Origin of the sequence: Paenibacillus sp. CF384 (assembly GCF_900106745.1) — a bacterium.
Lineage (GTDB): Bacteria > Bacillota > Bacilli > Paenibacillales > Paenibacillaceae > Paenibacillus_Z.
In genome coordinates, this window is sequence record NZ_FNNV01000018.1 from 36,524 (window position 1) to 58,643 (window position 22,120).

Annotated in this window: 23 protein-coding genes; 20 read left to right on the top strand and 3 right to left on the bottom strand. The window is 46.9% G+C overall.

Going from position 1 to position 22,120, the window contains the following annotated elements:
• The first annotated feature begins 40 nt into the window (after positions 1–40).
• The 15 genes from BLW29_RS24430 (at position 41) to BLW29_RS24505 (ending at position 15,786) form a co-directional block, all read left to right on the top strand.
• Entirely contained in the window at positions 41–994 is a 954-nt protein-coding gene (locus tag BLW29_RS24430; protein ID WP_090984545.1) for an ATP-grasp fold amidoligase family protein, read from the top strand.
• Entirely contained in the window at positions 966–2,558 is a 1,593-nt protein-coding gene (locus BLW29_RS24435; RefSeq protein WP_143044457.1) for a lipopolysaccharide biosynthesis protein, read from the top strand. Before BLW29_RS24430 ends, BLW29_RS24435 begins: the two co-directional genes overlap by 29 nt.
• A gap of 41 nt (positions 2,559–2,599) precedes the next feature.
• On the top strand, positions 2,600–3,718 hold the full coding sequence (locus BLW29_RS24440) for a CapA family protein (RefSeq protein WP_090984549.1): 1,119 nt from the start codon (positions 2,600–2,602) through the stop codon (positions 3,716–3,718).
• Positions 3,719–3,731: 13 nt separating this feature from the next.
• Positions 3,732–5,102, top strand: a complete 1,371-nt coding sequence (locus tag BLW29_RS24445; protein WP_090984551.1) for a UDP-glucose dehydrogenase family protein — start codon at positions 3,732–3,734, stop codon at positions 5,100–5,102.
• The gene (locus tag BLW29_RS24450) at positions 5,083–6,114 is read left to right on the top strand and encodes a GDP-mannose 4,6-dehydratase (protein WP_090984553.1); all 1,032 of its coding nucleotides are present in this window, start codon (positions 5,083–5,085) and stop codon (positions 6,112–6,114) included. The genes BLW29_RS24445 and BLW29_RS24450 overlap by 20 nt, the downstream gene beginning before the upstream one ends.
• An 88-nt stretch (positions 6,115–6,202) precedes the next feature.
• Positions 6,203–7,576, top strand: coding sequence for a sugar phosphate nucleotidyltransferase (locus BLW29_RS24455; protein WP_090984555.1), 1,374 nt, complete (start codon positions 6,203–6,205; stop codon positions 7,574–7,576).
• A 121-nt stretch (positions 7,577–7,697) separates the two neighbouring features.
• Complete coding sequence (locus BLW29_RS24460) at positions 7,698–8,654, top strand: LCP family glycopolymer transferase (protein ID WP_090984557.1); 957 nt, start codon at positions 7,698–7,700, stop codon at positions 8,652–8,654.
• The gene (locus tag BLW29_RS24465; protein ID WP_090984559.1) at positions 8,644–9,153 is read left to right on the top strand and encodes a VanZ family protein; all 510 of its coding nucleotides are present in this window, start codon (positions 8,644–8,646) and stop codon (positions 9,151–9,153) included. The genes BLW29_RS24460 and BLW29_RS24465 overlap by 11 nt, the downstream gene beginning before the upstream one ends.
• 299 nt (positions 9,154–9,452) lie before the next feature.
• On the top strand, positions 9,453–11,318 hold the full coding sequence (locus BLW29_RS24475; RefSeq protein ID WP_090984563.1) for a stalk domain-containing protein: 1,866 nt from the start codon (positions 9,453–9,455) through the stop codon (positions 11,316–11,318).
• A 147-nt stretch (positions 11,319–11,465) separates the two neighbouring features.
• Positions 11,466–11,978: a DUF1854 domain-containing protein gene (locus tag BLW29_RS24480; RefSeq protein WP_090984565.1), complete on the top strand. Its 513-nt coding sequence runs from the start codon at positions 11,466–11,468 to the stop codon at positions 11,976–11,978.
• A 48-nt stretch (positions 11,979–12,026) separates the two neighbouring features.
• Positions 12,027–12,479: a hypothetical protein gene (locus BLW29_RS24485; protein ID WP_090984567.1), complete on the top strand. Its 453-nt coding sequence runs from the start codon at positions 12,027–12,029 to the stop codon at positions 12,477–12,479.
• Positions 12,480–12,711: 232 nt separating this feature from the next.
• Entirely contained in the window at positions 12,712–12,936 is a 225-nt protein-coding gene (locus BLW29_RS24490; protein ID WP_090984569.1) for a hypothetical protein, read from the top strand.
• 111 nt (positions 12,937–13,047) lie between these two features.
• Positions 13,048–13,986 carry an ABC transporter ATP-binding protein gene (locus BLW29_RS24495; protein ID WP_090984571.1) on the top strand — a complete coding sequence of 313 codons (939 nt, stop codon included), beginning with the start codon at positions 13,048–13,050 and terminating at the stop codon, positions 13,984–13,986.
• Positions 13,970–14,779, top strand: coding sequence for an ABC transporter permease (locus BLW29_RS24500; protein WP_256208864.1), 810 nt, complete (start codon positions 13,970–13,972; stop codon positions 14,777–14,779). Before BLW29_RS24495 ends, BLW29_RS24500 begins: the two co-directional genes overlap by 17 nt.
• A 224-nt stretch (positions 14,780–15,003) precedes the next feature.
• Complete coding sequence (locus BLW29_RS24505) at positions 15,004–15,786, top strand: hypothetical protein (protein WP_090984575.1); 783 nt, start codon at positions 15,004–15,006, stop codon at positions 15,784–15,786.
• Positions 15,787–15,906: 120 nt separating this feature from the next.
• On the opposite strand, the gene BLW29_RS24510 is transcribed toward BLW29_RS24505, so the two are convergent.
• Positions 15,907–16,359, bottom strand: coding sequence for a bactofilin family protein (locus BLW29_RS24510; protein WP_090984577.1), 453 nt, complete (start codon positions 16,357–16,359; stop codon positions 15,907–15,909).
• Positions 16,360–16,515: 156 nt separating this feature from the next.
• Here BLW29_RS24510 and cls point away from each other — a divergent pair, with 156 nt between their 5' ends.
• Entirely contained in the window at positions 16,516–17,943 is a 1,428-nt protein-coding gene (cls, locus tag BLW29_RS24515) for a cardiolipin synthase (protein ID WP_090984579.1), read from the top strand.
• Positions 17,944–17,949: 6 nt separating this feature from the next.
• On the opposite strand, the gene BLW29_RS24520 is transcribed toward cls, so the two are convergent.
• Positions 17,950–19,182: an NAD(P)/FAD-dependent oxidoreductase gene (locus BLW29_RS24520; RefSeq protein WP_090984581.1), complete on the bottom strand. Its 1,233-nt coding sequence runs from the start codon at positions 19,180–19,182 to the stop codon at positions 17,950–17,952.
• A gap of 97 nt (positions 19,183–19,279) precedes the next feature.
• On the bottom strand, positions 19,280–19,459 hold the full coding sequence (locus BLW29_RS24525) for a hypothetical protein (RefSeq protein WP_090984583.1): 180 nt from the start codon (positions 19,457–19,459) through the stop codon (positions 19,280–19,282).
• A 299-nt stretch (positions 19,460–19,758) separates the two neighbouring features.
• Between BLW29_RS24525 and BLW29_RS24530 the strand changes: the two genes are divergently transcribed.
• From BLW29_RS24530 to BLW29_RS24540, 4 genes are all read left to right on the top strand, one after another.
• On the top strand, positions 19,759–20,844 hold the full coding sequence (locus tag BLW29_RS24530; RefSeq protein WP_177186809.1) for an asparaginase: 1,086 nt from the start codon (positions 19,759–19,761) through the stop codon (positions 20,842–20,844).
• A 96-nt stretch (positions 20,845–20,940) separates the two neighbouring features.
• On the top strand, positions 20,941–21,468 hold the full coding sequence (locus BLW29_RS24535; protein ID WP_090984586.1) for a hypothetical protein: 528 nt from the start codon (positions 20,941–20,943) through the stop codon (positions 21,466–21,468).
• Entirely contained in the window at positions 21,469–21,597 is a 129-nt protein-coding gene (locus tag BLW29_RS31915; RefSeq protein ID WP_256208866.1) for a hypothetical protein, read from the top strand.
• Between the two features lie 316 nt (positions 21,598–21,913).
• Positions 21,914–22,075, top strand: coding sequence for a DUF1328 domain-containing protein (locus BLW29_RS24540; protein WP_090984779.1), 162 nt, complete (start codon positions 21,914–21,916; stop codon positions 22,073–22,075).
• The last annotated feature ends 45 nt before the right edge of the window (positions 22,076–22,120 follow it).

A 22,120-nucleotide genomic window follows, 5' to 3' on the forward strand; every position in this document is an offset into this window, starting at 1 on the left:
TATTGTTGTTGGATTCTCTATCTCTTGGGAGGTCAAATGAATGAGGGTTAAAGACATAATAAAGCGCAGCCCAATCTTATATACAGCGGTAATTAAAGCGAGGGAAGCCAGGAAGAAAATTTCCAGCTTTGTCCCTGACGAACTCTACATCAAAATGCAATACAGAAAACAAATGGGTAAGAAAATCGATCTAAGCAATCCGGAGACGATTAATGAAAAGATCCAATGGTTTAAGCTTCACTGGCATAATCCGATGATGACGAAGTGTGCGGATAAATATGCGGTACGGAGTTATGTGGAGGAGAAGATAGGCAGCGAGGTATTAAATAAACTCTATGGCGTCTACGAAAAGGTAGAGGACATAGATCTAGCGGCACTGCCGGACTCCTTTGTCATCAAGGTAAATCACGGCAGCGGTCAAAACATAATATGCAAAGATAAGAGTAAAATGGATTTCAATCAAGCCTTCTCTAAAATTAAAGGCTACTTAAAATCCAATCATTACTTCTATGGCAGGGAGTGGGCATACAAGGATATCAAGCCATTAATCATCATTGAAGAGTATCTGGATGATAATGGCCGTTCACCGGCCGACTTCAAGATCTTATGCTTTCATGGTAAACCGGAAATCATTCAATTGGACATCGATCGCTTTGGCGAGCACCGAAGAAATTATTACAATGTGGACTGGTCCCAAATGGATTTACGGTTTATTGTAGCTAATTCTTCGGTAGAAATCCCAAAGCCGCATAATTTGGATGAAATGTTATGTTACGCTACATTGCTGGCCAATGGATTTCCATTTGTAAGAATCGATTTCTATAATTTTGCCGGCAAAATTTATTTCGGCGAAATGACGTTTTATCCGAATAACGGCATTGGCACGTTTTACCCTGTAGAGAACAACAAAATGATCGGCGATAAACTGGTGTTACCTTACTTGCACGAGAAGCAGCCTAATTCGCTTGTTAAAGGATCTATTAAAGGAAGGTAACCCTAATCCACCTTCAACAATTAATCATTGCGATGTTGTTGAAGGTGGATTTTTTCGGAGTGGAGATAACATGAGAGATAGCGGATTAAAGAATAAAGTAGTATCGGGCGTATTTTGGGCATTCAGCGAACGCATTGTTTCGCAGGGCGTTTCATTCATTTTGTCGATCCTGTTAGCGCGGCTGCTCATGCCCAGCGAGTACGGATTAATCGCGTTGGTACTGGTATTTACCAATTTGGCGAATGTTTTTGTCACAAACGGTATGGGCGAAACATTGATTCAAAAAAAGGATGCAGATGAAACGGACTTTTCTTCTCTCTTTTATTTTAGCGTGGTATTCTCTATAGCTCTTTATACAATATTGTTCTTCTCTGCACCATTTATTGGCGCTTTTTATGACAATTCCGAATTAGTATCGGTATTGCGAGTCATTGCACTTATACTGCCTCTGTCGTCGATTATTACCATTCAACAGGCTTATGTATCGAAGAAAATGATGTTTAAAAAGATGTTTATATCGACCATTGGCGGGACGATAGCTTCCGGTTTGATTGGTATTGGGATGGCCTATCTCGGGTACGGTGTATGGTCGCTTGTAGCCCAATATTTAGTGAATGCGATCGTAAATACAATCGTGCTTTTCTTTATAGCGCCATGGAGACCAAAATTGTTATTTTCGATGGAGGCTATCAAGAAGCTTGTAGGATTTGGATGGAAGCTTGTAGCCGCTAATTTTATTAATATCTTCTATTTCGAATTAAGAAGTTTGATGATAGGCAAGCTGTATACAGTGACAGCATTGGCTTATTACAACCGAGGCAATCAGTTTCCTACACTTCTGATTAACAGCATCGATACAGCGATTGGTAAAGTGTTATTCCCGGCGATGGCAGAAGTAAATCACGATGTCGCTCACTTGAAAAATGTAACCAGGCGGTCCATGAAAATTACCGCTTATTTGATCTTTCCACTTATGATTGGCCTCTTGAGCATTGCACCCTCATTAATCGTGGTTTTATTGACTCAGAAATGGGCGGCCGCCGTTCCCTTCTTGCAGATATGCTGCGTTTATTGGTTGTTTCAACCGATGCAAACGGCTAACTGGCAAGCCATTAAGGCACTCGGAAGAAGCGACATGCTTGTGAAGCTGGAGATTATTAAGAAAATAATCGGTGTATCTCTCTTGCTGATCAGTATGAATATAAGCGTCTATGCAATTGCACTATCCAATGCTGTTTTTGCATGTATCTCCATGATCATCAATATGATGCCAAATAAAAAATTGATGAATTACTCCATGCGGGAACAATTCCGCGATTTAGCACCTTCCTTATTATTATCGCTTGTAATGGGTGGGAGCATCTATACGATCTCATGGCTGGCACTTCCGGCAATCTTGATTCTGTTGTTACAAATTGTCGGTGGTGCAATCATCTATGTCGGGGCGTCCCACTTATTCAATATAGATAGTTACGTCTACTTAACGAGTATGTTATCTACTAAGCTGCGGAGAAGAAACACTGTGACACCATTGACCCAAGGAATCGTGATAAAAAAGTGGTAAAGAATAAGTCGTTTCATTTCATAGTAAGAGGGTGAGCATACGTGGAAATATTGATTGCAAGTGATCTGGTTCCGACTGGATCAAATGAAGATTTATTCGCTCAAGGAGATATTCGTGCATTGCTTGGGGAAGAGCTGTTCAAGATTTGGAACGCCTCGGATATGAGAGTGTTTAATTTAGAAGTTCCGCTTACGGATCAAGAAACGCCGATTGCGAAAACCGGCCCTAATCTTATAGCCAAGACAAGAACCATACACGGTATAAAGCAATTACAGCCTACACTAGTGACACTAGCTAATAACCACATCTTAGACCAGGGAACGCAAGGATTCCATAGTACGAAGCGCTTACTGGAGCAATACAATATTCCCTTCGTGGGAGCTGCAGACAATGTCGTTGAAGCTGCTAAACCTCATATCCTTCATCAAGATGGCATTTCCGTAGGCATCTATGCTTGTGCGGAGAATGAATTTACGATAGCCACTGCTACCTCTGCAGGGGCGAATCCATTTGATCCACTAGAGAGTCTTGATCATATACAAGAACTTAAACAAAAGTGTGATTACGTGATTGTGCTATACCACGGCGGAAAAGAGCACTATCGATATCCATCTCCCAATGTTCAGCGAGTATGCAGGAAAATGGTGCAGAAAGGCGCAGATCTTGTCATCTGCCAGCATAGTCATTGTGTCGGAGCTTATGAAAATTATCTGGATTCCAAGATCATTTATGGACATGGCAATTTCATATTTGATTATATGGATAGTGAGTATTGGCAATCCAGTCTATTGATAAAGATACATATTGGCGAACGATTGGAAGTCAATTATGTACCGGTTGTCAAACAGAAGCATGTAATCCGAGCAGCTCAAGGCAGCGAAGTGGACAACATACTTAATGGCTTCTATAGCCGATCTGAGGAAATAAGCCAAGAGGGTTTTGTAGAGCGGCGATATCAGGAATTTGCCCATACCAATACAGAGGCCTATCTAAAGGCTTTCTCCGGACTAGGTAAATGGATGTCAAGAATCGATCGAAAGCTGCTGAATGGCCGGCTATTAAAACAAAGGTACTCCAAACCTAACTTGTTAGCGATGCAAAATTTTATAGAATGCGAAGCCCATCGGGAGTTGTTGTTAGCGGGCCTTAAGACAAAATAAGAGGGGGCTTTACATGTTTAAAATCGCAGTTGCGGGAACCGGGTATGTCGGATTGGTTGCAGGCGTATGTTTTGCGGAAGTCGGACATCAAGTCACTTGTGTGGATATAGATGAGAATAAAGTAAAGGTCATGCAATCCGGTGTTTCCCCGATTTATGAGGCGGGATTGGAAGCCTTGATGCAGCGAAATTATGAAGCGGGGAGAATCACTTATACGACGGATTACAAAGCATCCTACAGAGATGCTGATGCTATCTTTATCGGTGTAGGAACGCCGGAGCAGCCGGATGGATCTGCCAATCTTACCTACATCGCAACAGTCGCCAGGCAGATTGCGGAATCGGTAGAGAAGGATTGCTTGATTGTAGTCAAATCAACCGTTCCTGTAGGTACCAATGACAAGGTGGAGCAATTCATTCGGGATTTCTTAGTCCATGATGTGAATGTGGAAGTAGCATCGAATCCGGAATTTCTGGCACAAGGTTCGGCCGTACATGACACCTTGCACGCCGAGCGAATTATTATAGGAACGGAAAGCAAATGGGCTGAGGAGCTGCTTAAGCAGATCTATCAGCCTTTTCATTTGCCTATCGTAGCGGTAAACAGAAGATCGGCAGAAATGATCAAATATGCTTCCAATGATTTCTTAGCGCTAAAGATATCCTATATGAATGATATTGCCAATCTATGCGAGCTTGTCGGTGCGGACATCGAGGATGTTGCGAGAGGAATGAGCTACGATGAACGGATTGGAAGCAAATTCTTAAATGCCGGAATAGGTTACGGCGGTTCATGTTTTCCGAAGGATACGAAAGCATTAGCGTACATAGCAAGGCAGCAGGGCTATGAGTTAAAGACGGTCGAGGCTGCGATTGATGTTAACAAAGAACAGAAGACGCTCTTATACAGGAAAGCCAGTAAAAGGCTCATTACCTTCAATGGTCTTAAGGTAGCCGTCTTAGGCTTAACCTTTAAGCCGGGAACGGATGATTTGAGGGAAGCTGCATCGCTTGAGAATATTCCATTATTACTGGAGCAAGGTGCGGATATATGGGCGTATGATCCGGTCGGAGCGGAGAACTTTGCTAAACAGCATCCGGCAGGCAAGAATGGAAGCGGAAGTATGACGTATGCCTCTACTATCGAGCAGGCTTTGGACGGAGCCAATGTGTGTTTTCTCTTTACGGAATGGGGAGAGGTAAAGGCAGTATCTCCGGATACCTATAAGAACCTGATGAGAACTCCACTAGTCTATGATGGGAGAAATATGTACAGTGTTGCACAGATGCAAGAGGCAGGGGTAGAGTATCACTCCATTGGAAGAATGTCTGCAAGAAAAGATAGGTTGAAGGAGTCGAAGCACATTGAATTACAGTATTCTTGATAAGAGTAAGACTTATCTAATTACCGGGGCGGCAGGGTTCATCGGTTATTATCTAGCCAGAAAACTATTGGAACAAGGCTGCCGCGTAATTGGGATTGACAACATCAATGATTACTACGACATCAACCTTAAATATACGCGATTAGATCTGTTGCAGCCCTACAAGAGGTTTACCTTTATTAAAGGTGATATCTCGGATAAGAATCTGATCATGTCTGCATTTGAGGAATATAAGCCTCATGTTGTGGTGAATTTAGCCGCTCAAGCCGGTGTTAGGTACTCGATAGAGAACCCCGATGTTTATATTCAAAGTAATATTGTCGGCTTCCATACGATTCTTGAGGCATGCAGACATTACCCTGTTGAGCATCTCCTCTATGCTTCTTCAAGCTCCGTCTACGGCGCCAATCAGAAGGTTCCCTTCGAGGAGTCCGATCGCGTTGATCAACCTGTATCCCTCTATGCGGCTACCAAGAAGTCCAACGAATTAATGGCTCATACGTACAGTCATTTGTATCAGATACCAACGTCGGGATTACGTTTCTTTACGGTGTATGGCCCATTAGGTCGGCCGGACATGGCTTATTTTGGCTTTACGCAGCACTATTTCTCAGGTAAGCCAATTAAAATCTTCAACAACGGTGATTACGAGAATGACTTGTACCGAGATTTCACCTATGTCGATGACATTGTGGAAGGGATCGAGCGTTTGCTCAGTAACCCTCCGTCAGCGGAGAAGAATGCTCCCCATCAAGTGTATAATATCGGCAATAATAGCCCGGAGAAATTAATGACTTTCATTGGAACGCTGGAGAAGTGCCTGAGCATTTCATTAGGCAAGGAAGTATTCTTCGAGAAAGTATTTGAACCGATTAAGCCCGGCGATGTGCCTGCTACTTATGCATCAACGGAATTATTAGATAAAGTCATTGCGTTTAAGCCGAAGACGTCAATTGAAGCAGGATTGCAGCATTTCACGGATTGGTATTGTGAATATTATCGATTGAATTAATCCACAGATTGGGAGTGGCTTTCATAAGCTGCTCCCAATTTGCTGTTTCATGGAATTTCGTTTCGTAGAGAGAATGGAGGAGTGAAGGATGAAACTTATTCTGCTATCCGGTGGTTCCGGAACTAGGCTTTGGCCGCTTTCTAATGATGCTAGATCGAAGCAGTTTCTTAAGGTACTCGAGAATGATGAGCAGCAATTGATTTCGATGGTACAGCAGTTATGGGGACAGCTGGAAACCAGCCGTCTAAGTGAGCATAGTTACATCGCAACCAGTCAAAGCCAGGTTGAAATGATGCAAAGTCAGATTGGTACAGACGTTCCGTTAATTATTGAACCGGAGCGCAGAGATACGTTTCCTGCAATCGCTTTGGCTGCCGTATATCTCTACTCGGTTGAAGAGGTTAGCTTGAGTGAGACGATTACGATCGTGCCTGTGGATCCATTGGTAGACAATAATTTCTTTGAAACCATTAAGGAATTGGAAGACGTGCTGAACGAATCGAAAGCCGATTTGGCCTTGATAGGCGTAAAGCCAACTTATCCATCTTCCAAATATGGATACATTATTCCTGCAGTTGCCGAAGAAACTCTGGATAAAGAATATAAGCAAGTTCTTAATTTCCGCGAAAAGCCGACAGAAGCGCAAGCCGTGGAGCTTCTGGCACAGCAGGCTCTGTGGAACTGCGGCGTATTCTCGTTTAAGCTCGGCTATCTGATTTCGCTTCTGGAGCAGTTGAACATGCCGATTCAATATGATGAGCTGCGTAAGCAATATCAGCTCCTTCCTAAGATTAGCTTTGACTATCAGGTTGTAGAGAAAGCCAGCAGTATCGTGGTGGTTCCCTATGAAGGGGGCTGGAAGGACCTCGGTACTTGGAATACGTTGACCGAAGAAATGAGAAATAACCAAATTGGTAAAGGAACCATAAGCGAGGATTGTAACAATACGCATTTAATCAACGAAATCGATATTCCCGTCTCCATTGTGGGCTTGTCGAATATCGTTGTCGCAGCCAGTCCTGACGGAATTCTGGTTTCCAGCAAGAGCGCAAGCACTAGAATCAAAGATTATATCAACTACAATCAGAAGCCGAAATATGAAGAACGCAAATGGGGCTGGGTCAGAGTTCTTGACGACCAGATCTATGAGGATGGCCGGTGTGTAGCTACCAAGCGTGTTGGAATCCGAACTGGAGAAAACCTTAGCTACCGCATGCATACGTACCGAGAAGAAGTATGGACCATCGTGAACGGCGAAGGGGAGTTCCTTCAGAACGGGAATTACATGCATGTAAAGGCAGGCAATATCCTTCATATTCCAATGAAAACTCTCCATACATTACGAGCGGTGAAAGAGATTGAGATGATTGTGGTTCAGAGCGGTCAAAGTCAAGAAGTCAATCGAATCGTCGAGTTATATACCACATGGAAAGAAATTACGGACAGCTGTATTAAAGTGTAATGTTCGGTACAAAGGCCTTGCTTACGATCCGGTAGGCAGGCCTTTGTGCTGTACGCCTGATTACGACAAGCATCCCTCGGCACTACGGTGCAAACTATGTGATCAATAAGGAGTCTTGAACATGAAGCTGAAGCGATTTCTGGTTTGGGCGAGTGCTGGAGCTGCAGTAATCCTTGTGATTGCAGGTGGAGTAGCTTGGTATTTATACGACTCTGTCGAGCAGGCTGCTGCGAAGATGTATGAAGAGGTTAAACCAACGAAAACGGTCTATGTTAGTAAAGATGTTGAATTGAAAAAGGCTCCACCTGAGCCGGTCCAAATGAAAAATCTGGCCCCGTTCTCCGTTCTTGTCCTAGGTGTGGATGAGCGAGAGCATGATCGAGGGCGTTCTGATACGATGATTGTGCTGGCTGTTAATCCGGCGAAGCATTCCATTCTGATGTTCAACATTCCCAGGGATACACGAACCGATATCATCGGTCACGGCACGGTAGACAAAATCAATCACGCTTATGCGTTTGGCGGCTTGGAGATGTCGATCCAAACGGTAGAGCATTTTCTGGATTATCCCATTGATTATTATGCCAAAGTGAATATGGAAGGTTTCGCGCGATTGATCGATTTAATAGGCGGCGTTGAGGTGGATAATCCGTTTGCATTCGACTACGAGGGTCATATGTTCAAGAAAGGCCACTTGATGTTAAATGGTTCGGACGCCTTGAAATACTCTCGCATGCGTTATGATGATCCACGGGGAGATTTCGGCCGCAACTCCAGGCAGCGCGAGATTCTGCAGCAAGTGATGAACAACGCGATGAACATCTCCAATGTGACTCACCTGCATTCTCTTCTGGGCGAGCTTGGAAACAGCGTGAAGACGAATGTGAGCTTTAATGAGATGAAACAATTCGTTACCGATTATCGGCCTATGATTACTAACATCGACACGGTGGAAATAAAAGGAAATGGGAAAACTATTAAAAAGGTTTGGTATTACTTGGTGGACGACAGCGAACGAGATCGCATTCATAATATAATCAAAGATCAACTTCAGCAGGTACCTTCCAATGAGCAATAAAGGCAGGAGGTATATGATTAGTTTAATCGTCGTAGTCTGCTGGATTGCTTTCATCTTCATCTTTTCATCTCAGTCCTATCAGGAACAGAGCATTCAACCTGTCCTGCATCGACTCGTGACGGAAAATGCACTCAGAGAGGTGCTGCCGGATGTAACCTTCCACTATCATCACAGACTCTATTCCTCCCATGGGGATCCATATTTGTTCATTGAATTTTTATTTCGTAAAGGCGCGCATTTATTCATGTATGGTGTTCTTTCCATTGGAGCAGCTATCGCTACGAATATGAAGAATCATCCCGCCAGAAGATGGCCGATTCCTCTCTTTATTGTCCTTATGATCGCTTCGCTAGATGAATTAAACCAGCGTGTATCTCCGGGTCGAACCTCCAATTCCCAGGACGTCCTAGTAGATATTACTGGAGGCTGCATAGGCTTGTTTGTTTATTTGGCGGGTAGTTATTTTGGAAAGCGTATGAGGAGAGGAGCGAGTCTATAAATGATACCATCTTCGATTAAAATCTTAGCGTTGCTAATTGGTATATTGAACAACACGCCCACTGAAGTATCCCTTTATACCATTGTGGAATGCCCGCATGAGCATTGTTACGAGGCAACGAATGGATTAGAATCTCATTGTTTGTTCAGTGAAACTAATTTTATGCCAGAAACACCGTTATACATAGGTGATAAAGTATATGCTATTCTTCTTCAAAATGAAGAACATAGAGTGGTTCGCATCATTAAAGCGGATCAGTAGGCGACGTGCGAATCTGAGTTTATTATAGGAGGGACAAGGTGAAGAAACGAAGTTTAAGACTGCTCCTTTGTATGGCAACGTTGCTCACGTTGATCTGGATCTGGAGCGGAAGGGGAACGAGCTTTTACGAGCATGCGGATGGGGCAGTAGGGCCAATTACGGTTCAATTAACCGAAACATCGGAAGCTTTCAATAATCCGATCATGGGCTTCAGACCGTCGCGCAACATCAATGATAGATCATTTCCGAAACGGGAATATGCAGATATCTATAAACATTATATCAAGTACACCGATCTAGAATACGATGCAACGGACTCTGTACAGAAGATCATCGATTGGAGCAACAGAGCCTGGGCAGGCATTGAGAAGAAAAATATTAAGGTTGTTCCTAGAGTCGTCATAGTTTACCCGGGTGCAGGGGAATATTGGCCGAATGGGGTCGAACATGGCGATCCCGTTAATCAATGGCTGTCAGAAGACTTGAAATCGCGACTTGTGGCGTTTATCGCAAAGATCGGGCAAGCTTGGGATAATGACCCGCGAGTAGCTTTTGTAGAGCTTGGACTATATGGAAACTGGGGAGAGCAGCATATTCATCCCAGAAAATTTGCAGACCGCTCCAATCAAATTCCGCTCAGTTTCCAAATTGCGCTTGGGGATGCGTACGAGGCTGCCTTCCATAACAAGAAAGTACTCGTGCGTTATCCGGAGACGTTCAAGGATTACGAATTCGGCATTCAATGGGATTCCTTCGCGCTACCGGATGATGCTTCCGGCGGGAATGGGGAGATTCGACGTGATACTTGGCGGACGCAGATCAATAGCGGTGAGGTAGCCTACAATTGGGGAAATCAGTCCAAACTGGGCGGCAATCCGGATGGAACGCTTAGCAACATCGCAAATACGGATTATGTCATTGACTGGATTATGAAAACACACACCTCTAGCTTGGGGTGGATTTCGGATTTTTCAGCAAACAACGCAGCAGTCTCAGCAGGGGCTAAAGCGATGCAGAAGGTGCTTGGTTATCGGTACGTGCTGAATCAGGTAACGTTTACGGGCAATGTGACACCCGGCGGGACGATGAACGTGTTGTTCCAAGTGACCAATAAAGGCTCCTCTCCGTTCTACTATGATTGGCCTGTTGAAGCGAGTCTGCTGAAGAGTGACGGAACGGTTGCCTGGAAAGGGCTGTTTCAAGCGGATATTCGAAATTGGCTGCCCGGTGACGATTGGAACAGTGCGACTCGAGCCTACAATGAAGCTCCGGCCGTGAATACGGTTAATGGCATGTTTACAATTCCGAAATCGGTGCCGAACGGAACCTATACGTTGGCTTTGTCCATTCTGGATCCTTCCGGCTGGAATCCAAGCGTCCGATTCGCGAATACCAACTATTACATCGGAGGCAGGACACCGATCGGTAAGGTTGGCATCGGCAGGAACCCTATTAATCAAAATCTCGGACCGTTCGCGAGCTTGAAATCGGATACGTCGCTTGGTTATAGTCAGGAAAGTGTTCCTTATAGCGGATCGGTCGGAAGTAGATTCAGTACGATCATCGTTAACGACAGAGCGCTTAGTTTTGAAGCAAAGCCAACGATTATTAAAGGTGTGACGATGGTTCCTTTCCGTCAAATTTTTGAGGCGCTGGGTATGATGGTGGAATGGAACAATGCGACCAAATCGGTCATTGCTTCCAAAGAGAATATAACCATTAAGATGGCTGGCGGCAGTTATAAAGCAAGTGTGAATAACAAGGAGTTCCAAATAACGCCTGCCCCATTTGTTTCAACGGAAAGCATGTTTTATGTGAATCTGCGATTTATCAGTGAAGCTGCCGGTGCCAAAGTCAGCTGGGATAACGATAATAAAGTAGCTACCATTAAAACTACAGATTAAGCTTGACATGATACGTATTGTATCATAAATTTAAAGAGACGATCGCGAATAGATTAATCTATGGAAGAGGGCAGGCCTTGGCCTGCTCTATTTCCTGATCCCATCGCTGCTAACCATCGAATAGATGCCCAGGAGGTGATCTGATTCATGAGCAATCTTGTCTACATGAAACCGAAGAAAGCGGGTCCGATTCTACTTTATCGCTCAGAGGACGGCACTTTAATGGCAGAGGATAAGGATGGACGGCAGTACCAGCGAGTGAAGCTGGTGCGAGAGCTTCCCCATTCGTTTCCGGATCGCTTCATTTCCATTCGAAGTGAACTGAACGAGGAGATCATGCTGCTGCACGAAATTGATCAATTGGATGAACGCAGCCAAAGAGCAGCAAGGGAAGAGCTGAACAGGCAGAACTTAGTTCCTTCTATTAGAAGGATCACGTCTATCCGTAAGCATTGTACAGAATGGAACTGGCAGGTGGACACCGACTTCGGCAGACTCACCATTACGATGGATAACCTGCTCGATCATGTCCATGCAATCAACGCTGGCCGCTGGATTATTACCGATATGGATGGCCGTCGGTATATGCTTTCGAATGTGGAGAACATGGATGCGGAGAGCCAGTATTGGTGGATCAATAGCAGGGACCCTTTTTTTTAATGTTAAAGATACGTTTTGTAACATACGACGAAACGAGGCGTAGCGACAATGGAGACGGAGATGAAGCCGCGGGAGCATGTGAGAATGAAGCTAATCGGCGGCGTACGGGCTGAAATGTCAATTTGTCACATTGAAGGATACGATGGGGATACCAGTAAGCCAACGCCGATTCTAATTCAAAATATGAGTCCATCGGGCTTACAGGTTCTGAGCCATCTCCGACTGCCTGTCAACCGAAGCTATATGCTCCAAGTTGTGGTTACACTCGGAGAGTGGCAGTTCAGTCTGCTCGCACATACGGTGTGGAGGAGACTTGAAGGCAATCATTACATTTACGGCTGTGCTTTACTTCCGGATGAGGGAATCCGTAAAGGATTACTTTGTGCGTTGCTTGCAAAGCTGCAGGCTATGCGTCCGAAGCAGCAGCGAATTCATGAATTGTACAAGCGCATGAACTATAGGAAAGAATCAAGCTACGCGCGATTGGATGTTAGGGGCTAAGCAAAGGGCGATGGGGAGAGATCAGCTTTAGTGCTGATTAAGACTCCGCATTGCCCATCTATTTTTATTTTGTTATGAAAGCGCATACACGACAAATTCTTGCTTTATTCACGTTCTTCCCTATTGACATGTAGCGATAATTGTCGTATTCTAACTTCGATACATTTCGTAACATTATTATATGAATTGCTACATATAGTAGTTAGAATCCGATCAAGAAGGGGCGATTGACATGACGAATAAGGAACAATTTCATTGTGTAGGCTGCGGAGGGACGCTTACGAGTATGGATGCGGAAGTGGTGTTTGTAACCGGCTTTTATCGAGTCATCCATCCGCTGGGTTTATGCAAGGCTTGCTTTATCCAATCGCAAGAAAATGAACAGCAAAGAGATGCACTTGTTGCAGACTTTACCCGTTCCTATAATGCGGAACACCTGCTTGTTGCGTATAGCTAATCGGTCGAGTGAACGTAAAACTTCCAATCCCTTCCTTACTTCGTTATACTGATGGAGATGTGAAGTTGGAATGAGTACCATTCGGCTTCCCTAAAGCAGGAGGGGATAGATGTGGATTATCGGTCCGAGCAAGACGAGCAGCAGCCGCTCGTTCGTCTTCAGCAGGTAACGAAAGTCATCGGTAGACGCACCATCATCGAGGATCTTACATTGGATTTACCTAGGTCGGAAGTATTCGGATTTCTTGGGCCTAACGGAGCCGGCAAAACGACGACAATTCGGATGATGGTAGGTTTGATGAAGCTGACCAAAGGCGACGTCCTTATTGAAGGACACAGCATCCGGACAGATTATGAGAACGCCATTCGTCATGTCGGAGCTATCGTAGAGAATCCTGAAATGTACAAATATTTGACCGGTTTTCAAAATCTGCTGCACTACTCGCGGATGGTGCCGGGAATAACGAAGCAGCGCATAGACGAGGTCGTTGAGCTTGTCGGGTTGAAAAGTCGGATTCACGATAAAGTGAAAACCTACTCGCTCGGCATGCGTCAACGGCTTGGCGTCGCGCAAGCCATTATGCATAAACCGTCGCTTCTCATCTTGGACGAGCCTACGAATGGGCTTGACCCAGCCGGGATTCGTGAGCTTCGCGATTATTTAAGGAAGCTGTCCAAGGAAGAAGGCATCACGGTATTCGTCTCGAGTCATTTGCTCAGCGAGATGGAGCTCATGTGCGATCGGGTTGCGATTATCCAAGCAGGCAAGCTCATCGATGTTCGCAGTATTCGTCCCGGCACACCGCTCGCGGATGAGACGAATCAAGTGCTCTTCGAGGTGGATCAGCCGGATGCCGCTGTGCAGCTGATGGCTGAGCATGGCGCATCTCGAGAAGCGGATGCGGCGCTTGTAAGGGCTGACCGGGAAACGATCGCGCGGCTCAATGCCGAACTCGTTGAAGCGGGCATTAAAGTGTACGGCATTCGCGTCCTGAACAAGTCGCTGGAAGATCAGTTCCTAGAGATGACAGGAGGTGAGCAGGTTGTTTGATTTCCTGCAGCTCGTACGTAATGAGAATATGAAGATTTATCGCCGTATCGGCACCTGGATCATGCTCGGCATTATTCTGCTGATCGTTATCGTTGTCAGCTCGCTGTCCAAAGCATTCTCTGAGCATGATACGATGTGGACGATTATGAACGGGATCGAACAGTTTACCTATTACCTCATTACCATCTTCACCGTCGTAGTCTCGGCGGAGTGTGTAGCCGGCGAGTTCTCGGCAGGCACGATAAAGCTGCTGCTGATTCGCCCGTGGAGTCGCTCGAAGATCTTGCTTTCCAAATACATAGCGCTGCTGTTGTTCGCACTGACGCTCTCCGTCTTGATGCTGGTGTCATCCTATGTGCTTAACTTGATCTTGTTCGGCTATAACGACAGTGCAACTGCAAATGCGGCACTGGGCGTGCTAAACAACTCTCATCCGCTGTCCTATATGATTCAAGTGTATCTGCTGGATTACATCGGGCTTATCATGATTGTCACATTCGCTTTCATGCTCTCGACGATCTTCCGCAGCGGCGGTCTGGCCATCGGCTTATCGATGTTCATCTACTTCTTCGGGCTGATTGCAAGCGGTTTGCTCTTCAATCTCAAGTATGCATGGGTAGAATATCTGCTGTTCCTTCACTTGGATTTGAAGCAATACCTGCAGAGCTCGGTCATCACGCACAATATACATGAATTGACCATGGGCTTCTCGCTGGCGGTACTGGCAGTTTACTATATTGTATTCGTGAGCATCACGTGGCTGATATTTAATAAACGTGATGTTGCTACTTAATGGAAAGAGAGAAGGGTTAATCACCCTTCTCTCTTTTTGTTTGCATTCAATTGACTGGAAGGCCACGCTTAAATTTCATTGTGGTGCAAAGTTCGACAACTTATTTGATATACATTTCGTATCATTGCTATATACGTTCGGTATCATTTCGGTGCAAGTAGCTTATTACAATTCTGTTTATTAAAAGTAAAACGCGCAGCGGCGCAAAAGGAGATTAAAGTTCCATGAGATTAACGAACAAAAAGCCAAGAAATAAGAAAGTAGTAATCGCAATAGCATCAGGGGCAATTGCACTTACTATGATCGCAGGCAGCGCATATGCAGCAACAGTAGGATTAACATTCACAGGAAGTGCAACACTTGCTAACATCACTAATCAGTTAACGGGTCTTGGTAACAAGGTACATACTTACGAAGCAAATGAGTCCAAGTTGCTTGCAAAGATCAATGATGTAAAGGCAAACGCAAACTCGCGCATTGCGTCAGCAAACGAACTTATTCTAAATCTTAAAACTGAATTGGCGGCTAAGCAAGCTGATAACGCTCAACTTGTTGGACAAGTCAGCCAGCTTCAGGCTCAAGTTATTGATGTTCAAAAACAACTCGAAAAATTAGATCTAGAAAACCAACAACTCAGAGTGAATCAACGTGGGTATGGTCTATTAATTGAGCAGCTGCAGAGCCAGATTGGACAATTGGGTAACACGATTATGAATCTTAATGAACAAATCGGATGGCTAAATGATGAAAAAGCAGAACTGCAAGCTAAAAATACTGAACAGGAGGCAGAGATAGAGCGGTTGAAAGCAGAGCTTAGCGATGCCAACCAAACTGAACAGGGGACTGAGGTTGAGCGGTTGAACACAGAGCTTAACAACGCCAACCAAGCTGTACAAGATGCCGGCCATGCATCTGATGCAGTTGGCGCTCAAACCAATGGAGACAACCCATTGTCTGCTGACGAAATCAACAGTATTGACACAACGCTTATTGATGTTACGAACTAATTGATCAAAGCTTAACAGTCATCTAGCTCAAGAAAGAAAAAGAGCCGCTGCCTTCACTACGTAAGTGACGGGAAGCGGCGCTCTATATGTTGCTAAAGGCAGAAGGCTAGCTCGCAGGTCTCAACCGGCCTGCCGGGCTTTTTCCTTCGCTTGTGTTTCCTTCACCTGTTGTTGCTGCTGGAGTGCAGGTTCAGCGACTCCGTCCTGCGAATGCCGATTTCGCTGCTCGACAGCACGCTCCATGCGGCAGTTGCCGTTATAGATGCCTCCGTCTTGAATCAGCATCGTGTGGGCGAGCACATTGCCGAACAATTGACCGGAGGCGGTGATGGTCAATCTTCCTTTTGCCACGATATCTCCGAATACCTTACCTGCAATCGTTAGGTCGCGCGCAATAATGCCCGATCTCGCCACGCCGCATTCCCCGATAATGACATCGCCTTTACAATCGATATCCCCCCGGTATTCACCTTCGATCCGAATGCTGCTTTCACTAACTAACTTCCCTTCTACATGCGTGCCTAGTCCGATCAGAGTTTCGGCCGAACCAGACCGTTTGGACTCTTTGAACATCGCTGCGATCATCCTCCCTCTCGTACGGTAGGTCATATAGCTATTTATTCTTGGAAGCTTTAAAACATGCCAATTCCGCATGTATACCCGCTAGAAGGGGGGTGAAAGCTAGTCTAAGAAGGAATGGCTGTTATCGCATGAAAAGGGGGGCTGGACTTGGGGTGGATACTCGCGGCACTGGTCATATTTATCTTTCAAATCGCTACAATTCTTGCACTCGAATATCGTCGTCCGGCCAAAAGCGTCGCCTGGCTGCTGATCTTGTTTGTGCTGCCGATCATCGGCTTTGTGATGTATTATTTTCTCGCGCAAACGTACAAGCGTCAGCAAGAATTTCGTACCATCAGCAGCTCCGCCGAAGGGTTGAGACGCAAAGCGCTGTCGCAGTGCGAGCAGGTGCATCGACCGAGCGATATGCATGGCGAAGAGTTTGCCGAGCAGGAGAGACTCTATTATATCCTGCAGCGGCTGACGTTGTCGCCGATTACGAGCCGCAATGAATCTATTGTGCTGACAGATGCAGATGCTGCTTACGGTGCTATTTTTCAAGCCATTGAGGAAGCCAGGCATCATATCCATATCGAGTTTTATACGATCCGAGATGATCGCGTCGGGCAGCGGCTTAAGGAGGCGCTTATTCGCCAAGCGAGGGCAGGCATTGAGGTGCGGGTCATCTATGATGGCATTGGCAGCTTGAGTTTAAGCCGCAAATATGTGAAGGAACTTGAGCGGGCCGGTGTACACATGAGCTGTTTCTTGCCGCCACGGATGGCATTCTTTGATAAGCGGATGAATTTCCGAAATCATCGCAAAATCGTCGTCGTAGACGGACTGGTCGGCTATCTCGGCGGTATTAACATCGGAGATGAATACCTTGGTGGCAATCCGAAGCTCGGCTTCTGGCGGGATACGCATTTGCAGCTTAGAGGGGATGCGGTTTATTTTCTGCAGGAAGTGTTTATGCAGGATTGGTGGTACGCCTCGAAGCAGCAGCTGGCAGATCAACTTTATATGCCTGCGCACTCTTGCTCCGGCAGTGAGCAGGTTCAGATTGTAGCCAGCGGACCGAACAGCAGAGATGAAGCCATACTGGAATGCGTGTTTGCAGCGGTATCGGTTGCCAAATCGCGCATTTATATCGAAACCCCTTATTTCATTCCGGATCCCAGCCTGTTAATGGGACTTCGAACGGCAGCGCTAAGCGGCGTCGATGTGCGAATTATCATTCCGTATGTGCCGGACACAAAGCTGGTGTTGAATGCGACGCTTTCTTATGCGGAGGAAATGCTCGCGGCAGGTGTGCGGATTTATCGGTATCGCAAAGGTTTCATGCATGCCAAAGTGCTCATTGTCGATCACTTGCTGGCATCGGTTGGGACGGCGAATATGGATATGCGAAGCTTCTTCAGCAATTTCGAAATCAACGCGCTGCTGTTCGATGAGAAGGCGATCGATCGACTGGAGGCGGATTTCATGAAGGATATGGAGGATAGCGGCGAGGTTACGCTCGAGGCGTTTATGAAGCGTCCGCTTCGGCAGAAGGCCGGAGAGGCTGTCGCGCGAATGCTCTCGCCGCTGTTGTAACGCGGTTTATACGTTTTGCAAGGAGGGTCGGTTTAAAGCCACGATGGGCGATAGCTCGTGAGCGGTTTGGGAAATTTGGGCATAGAGCAGGTTGGCTCCCATCATGCTGTAGACGGTGCCGTTCCCTCCGTAACCGAGGCAATAATAGACACCGCTCCAATTCGGATCTTCCCCGATGAAAGGCAAGTTGTCGCGCGAGAGTCCGAAGGTTGCATTCCATTCATGCGCAATCGGCGCATCGAAGGAAGGGTAGAAGGCTTGCACGCGAGTGAGCAGCAGCTCCGCATGTTTGTTTCTCGCATTCTTTTCTTCGAGCGGTACAGGGGATTCTTCATCATAGCCACCGGCAATTACCCGGCCATCGTCGGTGATGCGCATATAGAAATATGGACGGGCGGTTTCCCATACAAAATAGTCCTTGTACGAAGGCTGAAGATGAGTCTGCGGCTCGGTTACGATGACAAAGGTACGGTCCAAATTGGCTTTGATAAGTTGTCCGTGCAGTTCCTCCGGTTCATAGCCGATCGCATAGATGACATGCTTGGCTCGTATGACAGCCTGTGCCGAAGTACGAAGCACATGCGTTCCGTCTGCTTCCGTTTCATGGCTGACCACATCGGTATGTTCGTGAACAGCAAGCTTGTAGCGGCTGGCTGCTGCTTCGATAACGGAATGAACGAATCGAAACGGATTCACCTGCGCGTCACCGCGAGTTACGATTGCGCCTGGCTTACGGAATGGGAAGGCTGCGGCAATTTGATCCGGCTCCCAGTAGCTCACGTCGAAGCCATGACGCTTCAACGTCTCGTATTCGCGCTTCAGCTTGGGCAGATCCTGTTCGGTGCTTGCTACGTATAAACTGATTTTCGGGCCGAAACCAACATCTGCTTCCAGCTCAGCGGCGACTTCCCCCAATTGAACGATTGCTTCGGCGCAGCCTTTATAGAAGAGAACCGCATCCCGCTCGCCAATTTGGTCGATTAAATCGCACAGCATAATGTCGTTGCAAAATTGCAGCAAGCCCGTGTTGGCCGTCGTGCTGCCGCCTGCGACATCGCCTCGCTCGAGCAGAATGGTCTTCACTCCCTGCTGGGCGAGCTTGTACGCGCATATCGAGCCCGACATCCCGCCTCCGATGATGGCAACTTCAGCTTCCGTATCGCCGTCTAGCGTAGGGTAAGCTGCATAATTCGTTAGTGTCTCCGGCCAATAGAGATGGCCTTTATGTAGTATTTTCATCAGTATCATACCTCCAGTAGCTACTATGCCCATTTTTGGACAAGAAAAAAGAGGGATCTTTCACGATCCCTCCACTTATTTAGGCTGCACAAGCATGCTATTCTTGAATCGGGTCAGGTATGAGACCTTCATCCTGCAGTTGGCTGTTCGTCTTCATATTTTTCATGTCATAGCCGAGTCGTTTCATGTCTTGGTAGTCTTGAACCATTGAACCGTTCTTGGCGTTCGAGACTGGCTTCGACTTGCTTCCGGCTTGCCCGCAGATTAGATTTTCCATGATCGATGGCTCCTTTGGTATACTGGATTAAGCATTGGCACCAGGTGCGCTGGCTTTAACCTTATTGTTCGATAAGGTGTATACTTGACTTCTATATACCACAGACAGAAGCAGTTGAAACGTGAAACCGAAGTTTGGGCTCTCGAATAAGCTGGTAGGGATTGAGGGATTGTAGGGGAAAGTAAGGGGAAATACGGAAGAGTACGGCAAAGTAAGGTAACCCTTTCGTGTTGTCGGAAGTATAGGTGTGGGGAAACAGAATTGGGAGTGGGATTGGAAAAATGCCAGAGGTGAGCACGATGATACAGACAGCAACAACAGCAGCGAGTGTGCTGGGAGTTCCGCTCGTTCAGACGACACGAGGCGAGTGGGTAGAAAATGTTCACAGCGGTCATGCGGCAGTCGTGACATGGGACGGTGAACTCATCGCGCAGGTTGGGGATGCGTCCATATGGACGTTTATGCGCTCTACGGCTAAACCCATTCAAGCCTTGCCCGCCGTGCTTGGCGGCGTCGTTGACACATACGGATTGAAGGATGAGGCTATTGCGCTGATGTGCGCATCCCATCAAGGTACGCCGGCACATATTGCCGTGCTGGAACAAATGCTGGAGCAAACCGGCGTTCGCGAGGAACAACTGGTTTTCGGGCCGATGCTCCCGGCCAATCAGGAAGCTCGCGATGAGCTGCTCCGCCAGGGCGGGGCTCCACGCAAGCTGTTTCATGTATGTGCGGGCAAGCACATCGGCATGCTTGCGTTATGCAAGCTGCGCGGCTGGCCGCTTGAGACGTATACGCAGCCGGAACATCCGCTCCAGCAGGAACTTCTGCTCACAGTAGCGATGATGGCGGAGCTTGCTCCGGCGGAGATTGGCAGCGCCATCGACGGCTGCGGCCTGCCGGTGTTCGCGATGCCGATGTGGCGGCTCGCGCTTGTTTATGCGCGGTTTGCCGCTTGGGGCAGCGAAGCGGAGGCGGGGTCTGCTAGCGTCGAAGGTGGAGACCCGGCAGCACCTGAGGTAGCAGCTATTGCAGCGGCTGCGAAGCGCATCGCCGCAGCGATGATCAGCCATCCGACCCTAGTGGAGGGACCAGACCGTCTGGCGAGCATTATGCTGGGTGACGGGAATGTCGTCGCCAAGAGCGGCGCGCAAGGCGTCTTCGTATTCGGCCTCCGCAAGGAGCGGCTCGCCGTTGTGATTAAGCTGGCAGATGGCGGAGAGTCCCCGTGGCCAGAAGTAGTTTGCGCCATTCTCGAGCAGCTCAAGCTCGGCGAAGCACTTATCACGCGTATCCGCAGCCAAATCTCACCTGAGATCCGAAACGACGCCGGTCAGCTCGTCGGTCACCGCGAATCCTGTTTAACGCTAAAGCTGAACGCATAACCGCCAATTTGCTTCGCCAAGAGTAGCTCAGGGAGTGATACAAAGAATGGGAACCCTAGATTACTGCGGAAGTTTAGTACTAGGAGCAACACATTGGTGGAAACCGTCGGATTTGGTGGAAGAGTGATACTAGGAGCAACACATTGGTGGGAAACGGTCGGATTCGGCGAAAGAGTAGCTCTGGGAGCAACACAGAAAGCGAACCCAGAGGTCTACATGGAGACTAATGCAGCGATTTTCGAGCAAGAAGCGAACCTAGAGGTCTACATGGAGGCTAATGCAGCGATTTTCGAGCAAGAAGCGAACCCAGAGGTCTACATGGAGGCTAATGCAGCGATTTTCGAGCAAGAAGCGAACCTAGAGGTCTACATGGAGGCTAATGCAGCGATTTTCGAGCAAGAAGCGAACCTAGAGGTCTACATGGAGGCTAATGCAGCGATTTTCGAGCAAGAAGCGAACCTAGAGGTCTACATGGAGGCTAATGCAGCGATTTTCGAGCAAGAAGCGAACCTAGAGGTCTACATGGAGGCTAATGCAGCGATTTTCGAGCAAGAAGCGAACCCAGAGGTCTACATGGAGGCTAATGCAGCGATTTTCGAGCAAGAAGCGAACCCAGAGGTCTAAATGGAGGCCATTGCAGCAATTTTCGAGCAAGAAGCGAGCCCAGAGGTCTACATGGAGGCTAATGCAGCGATTTTCGAGCAAGAAGCTTTGGATGGTTTTGAGGTACCAGCTACCGCACTTGCAATATGATCGACCTAATTAGCTTTAAGAGCAGTACGCAGTACGGTACATACAGCGAGATCGCCTGAATTACTCGAATGAGCGGCGCGCAGTACCGTACATTCGGCCAAACCGGCCGGATTTCGTCGTATGAAAGGCACTGGGAACCTCTCCTGTTTCTAACTAACTTTAAAACAAGCAAAATCAAAGGGTTGCCTCCGTTCATCCGGGAGTGTGGATGATGAGGCAACCTTATTTTGCGTTTCAAGTAGGAACAGGCTGTTTAAAGCAAAGTAAGCAAGGTGCTGCACCATACAAACGAATCGAACCGAAAGGGTGAGGAATGATGTTGGGATATGCACTTATGTTTTTTATCGTTGCTTTAATCGCAGGTTTTCTAGGGTTTTTCACGCTCGCGTCAGCAGCAGCCGGCATAGCGAAAATCTTGTTCGTAGTGTTTCTGGTGTTGTTTGTGATTTCGTTTATTTTCGGCCGCAGACGCGTTTAGCATAACGCTCAAGCGCCTAGCGACACGACAACGCGGTGCCGCTAA

What these genes read in the sequence shown, in the direction of transcription:
- BLW29_RS24485 (WP_090984567.1), top strand. Translation starts at nt 12,027, where the DNA reads ATGGAGACGGAGATGAAGCCGCGGGAGCATGTGAGAATGAAGCTAATC.
- BLW29_RS24455 (WP_090984555.1), top strand. Translation starts at nt 6,203, where the DNA reads ATGAAACTTATTCTGCTATCCGGTGGTTCCGGAACTAGGCTTTGGCCG.
- BLW29_RS24510 (WP_090984577.1), bottom strand. Translation starts at nt 16,359, where the DNA reads ATGTTCAAAGAGTCCAAACGGTCTGGTTCGGCCGAAACTCTGATCGGA.
- BLW29_RS24480 (WP_090984565.1), top strand. Translation starts at nt 11,466, where the DNA reads ATGAGCAATCTTGTCTACATGAAACCGAAGAAAGCGGGTCCGATTCTA.
- BLW29_RS31915 (WP_256208866.1), top strand. Translation starts at nt 21,469, where the DNA reads ATGGAGGCCATTGCAGCAATTTTCGAGCAAGAAGCGAGCCCAGAGGTC.
- BLW29_RS24460 (WP_090984557.1), top strand. Translation starts at nt 7,698, where the DNA reads ATGAAGCTGAAGCGATTTCTGGTTTGGGCGAGTGCTGGAGCTGCAGTA.
- BLW29_RS24445 (WP_090984551.1), top strand. Translation starts at nt 3,732, where the DNA reads ATGTTTAAAATCGCAGTTGCGGGAACCGGGTATGTCGGATTGGTTGCA.
- BLW29_RS24540 (WP_090984779.1), top strand. Translation starts at nt 21,914, where the DNA reads ATGTTGGGATATGCACTTATGTTTTTTATCGTTGCTTTAATCGCAGGT.
- BLW29_RS24505 (WP_090984575.1), top strand. Translation starts at nt 15,004, where the DNA reads ATGAGATTAACGAACAAAAAGCCAAGAAATAAGAAAGTAGTAATCGCA.
- BLW29_RS24530 (WP_177186809.1), top strand. Translation starts at nt 19,759, where the DNA reads ATGATACAGACAGCAACAACAGCAGCGAGTGTGCTGGGAGTTCCGCTC.
- BLW29_RS24465 (WP_090984559.1), top strand. Translation starts at nt 8,644, where the DNA reads ATGAGCAATAAAGGCAGGAGGTATATGATTAGTTTAATCGTCGTAGTC.
- BLW29_RS24430 (WP_090984545.1), top strand. Translation starts at nt 41, where the DNA reads ATGAGGGTTAAAGACATAATAAAGCGCAGCCCAATCTTATATACAGCG.
- BLW29_RS24525 (WP_090984583.1), bottom strand. Translation starts at nt 19,459, where the DNA reads ATGGAAAATCTAATCTGCGGGCAAGCCGGAAGCAAGTCGAAGCCAGTC.
- BLW29_RS24520 (WP_090984581.1), bottom strand. Translation starts at nt 19,182, where the DNA reads ATGAAAATACTACATAAAGGCCATCTCTATTGGCCGGAGACACTAACG.
- BLW29_RS24490 (WP_090984569.1), top strand. Translation starts at nt 12,712, where the DNA reads ATGACGAATAAGGAACAATTTCATTGTGTAGGCTGCGGAGGGACGCTT.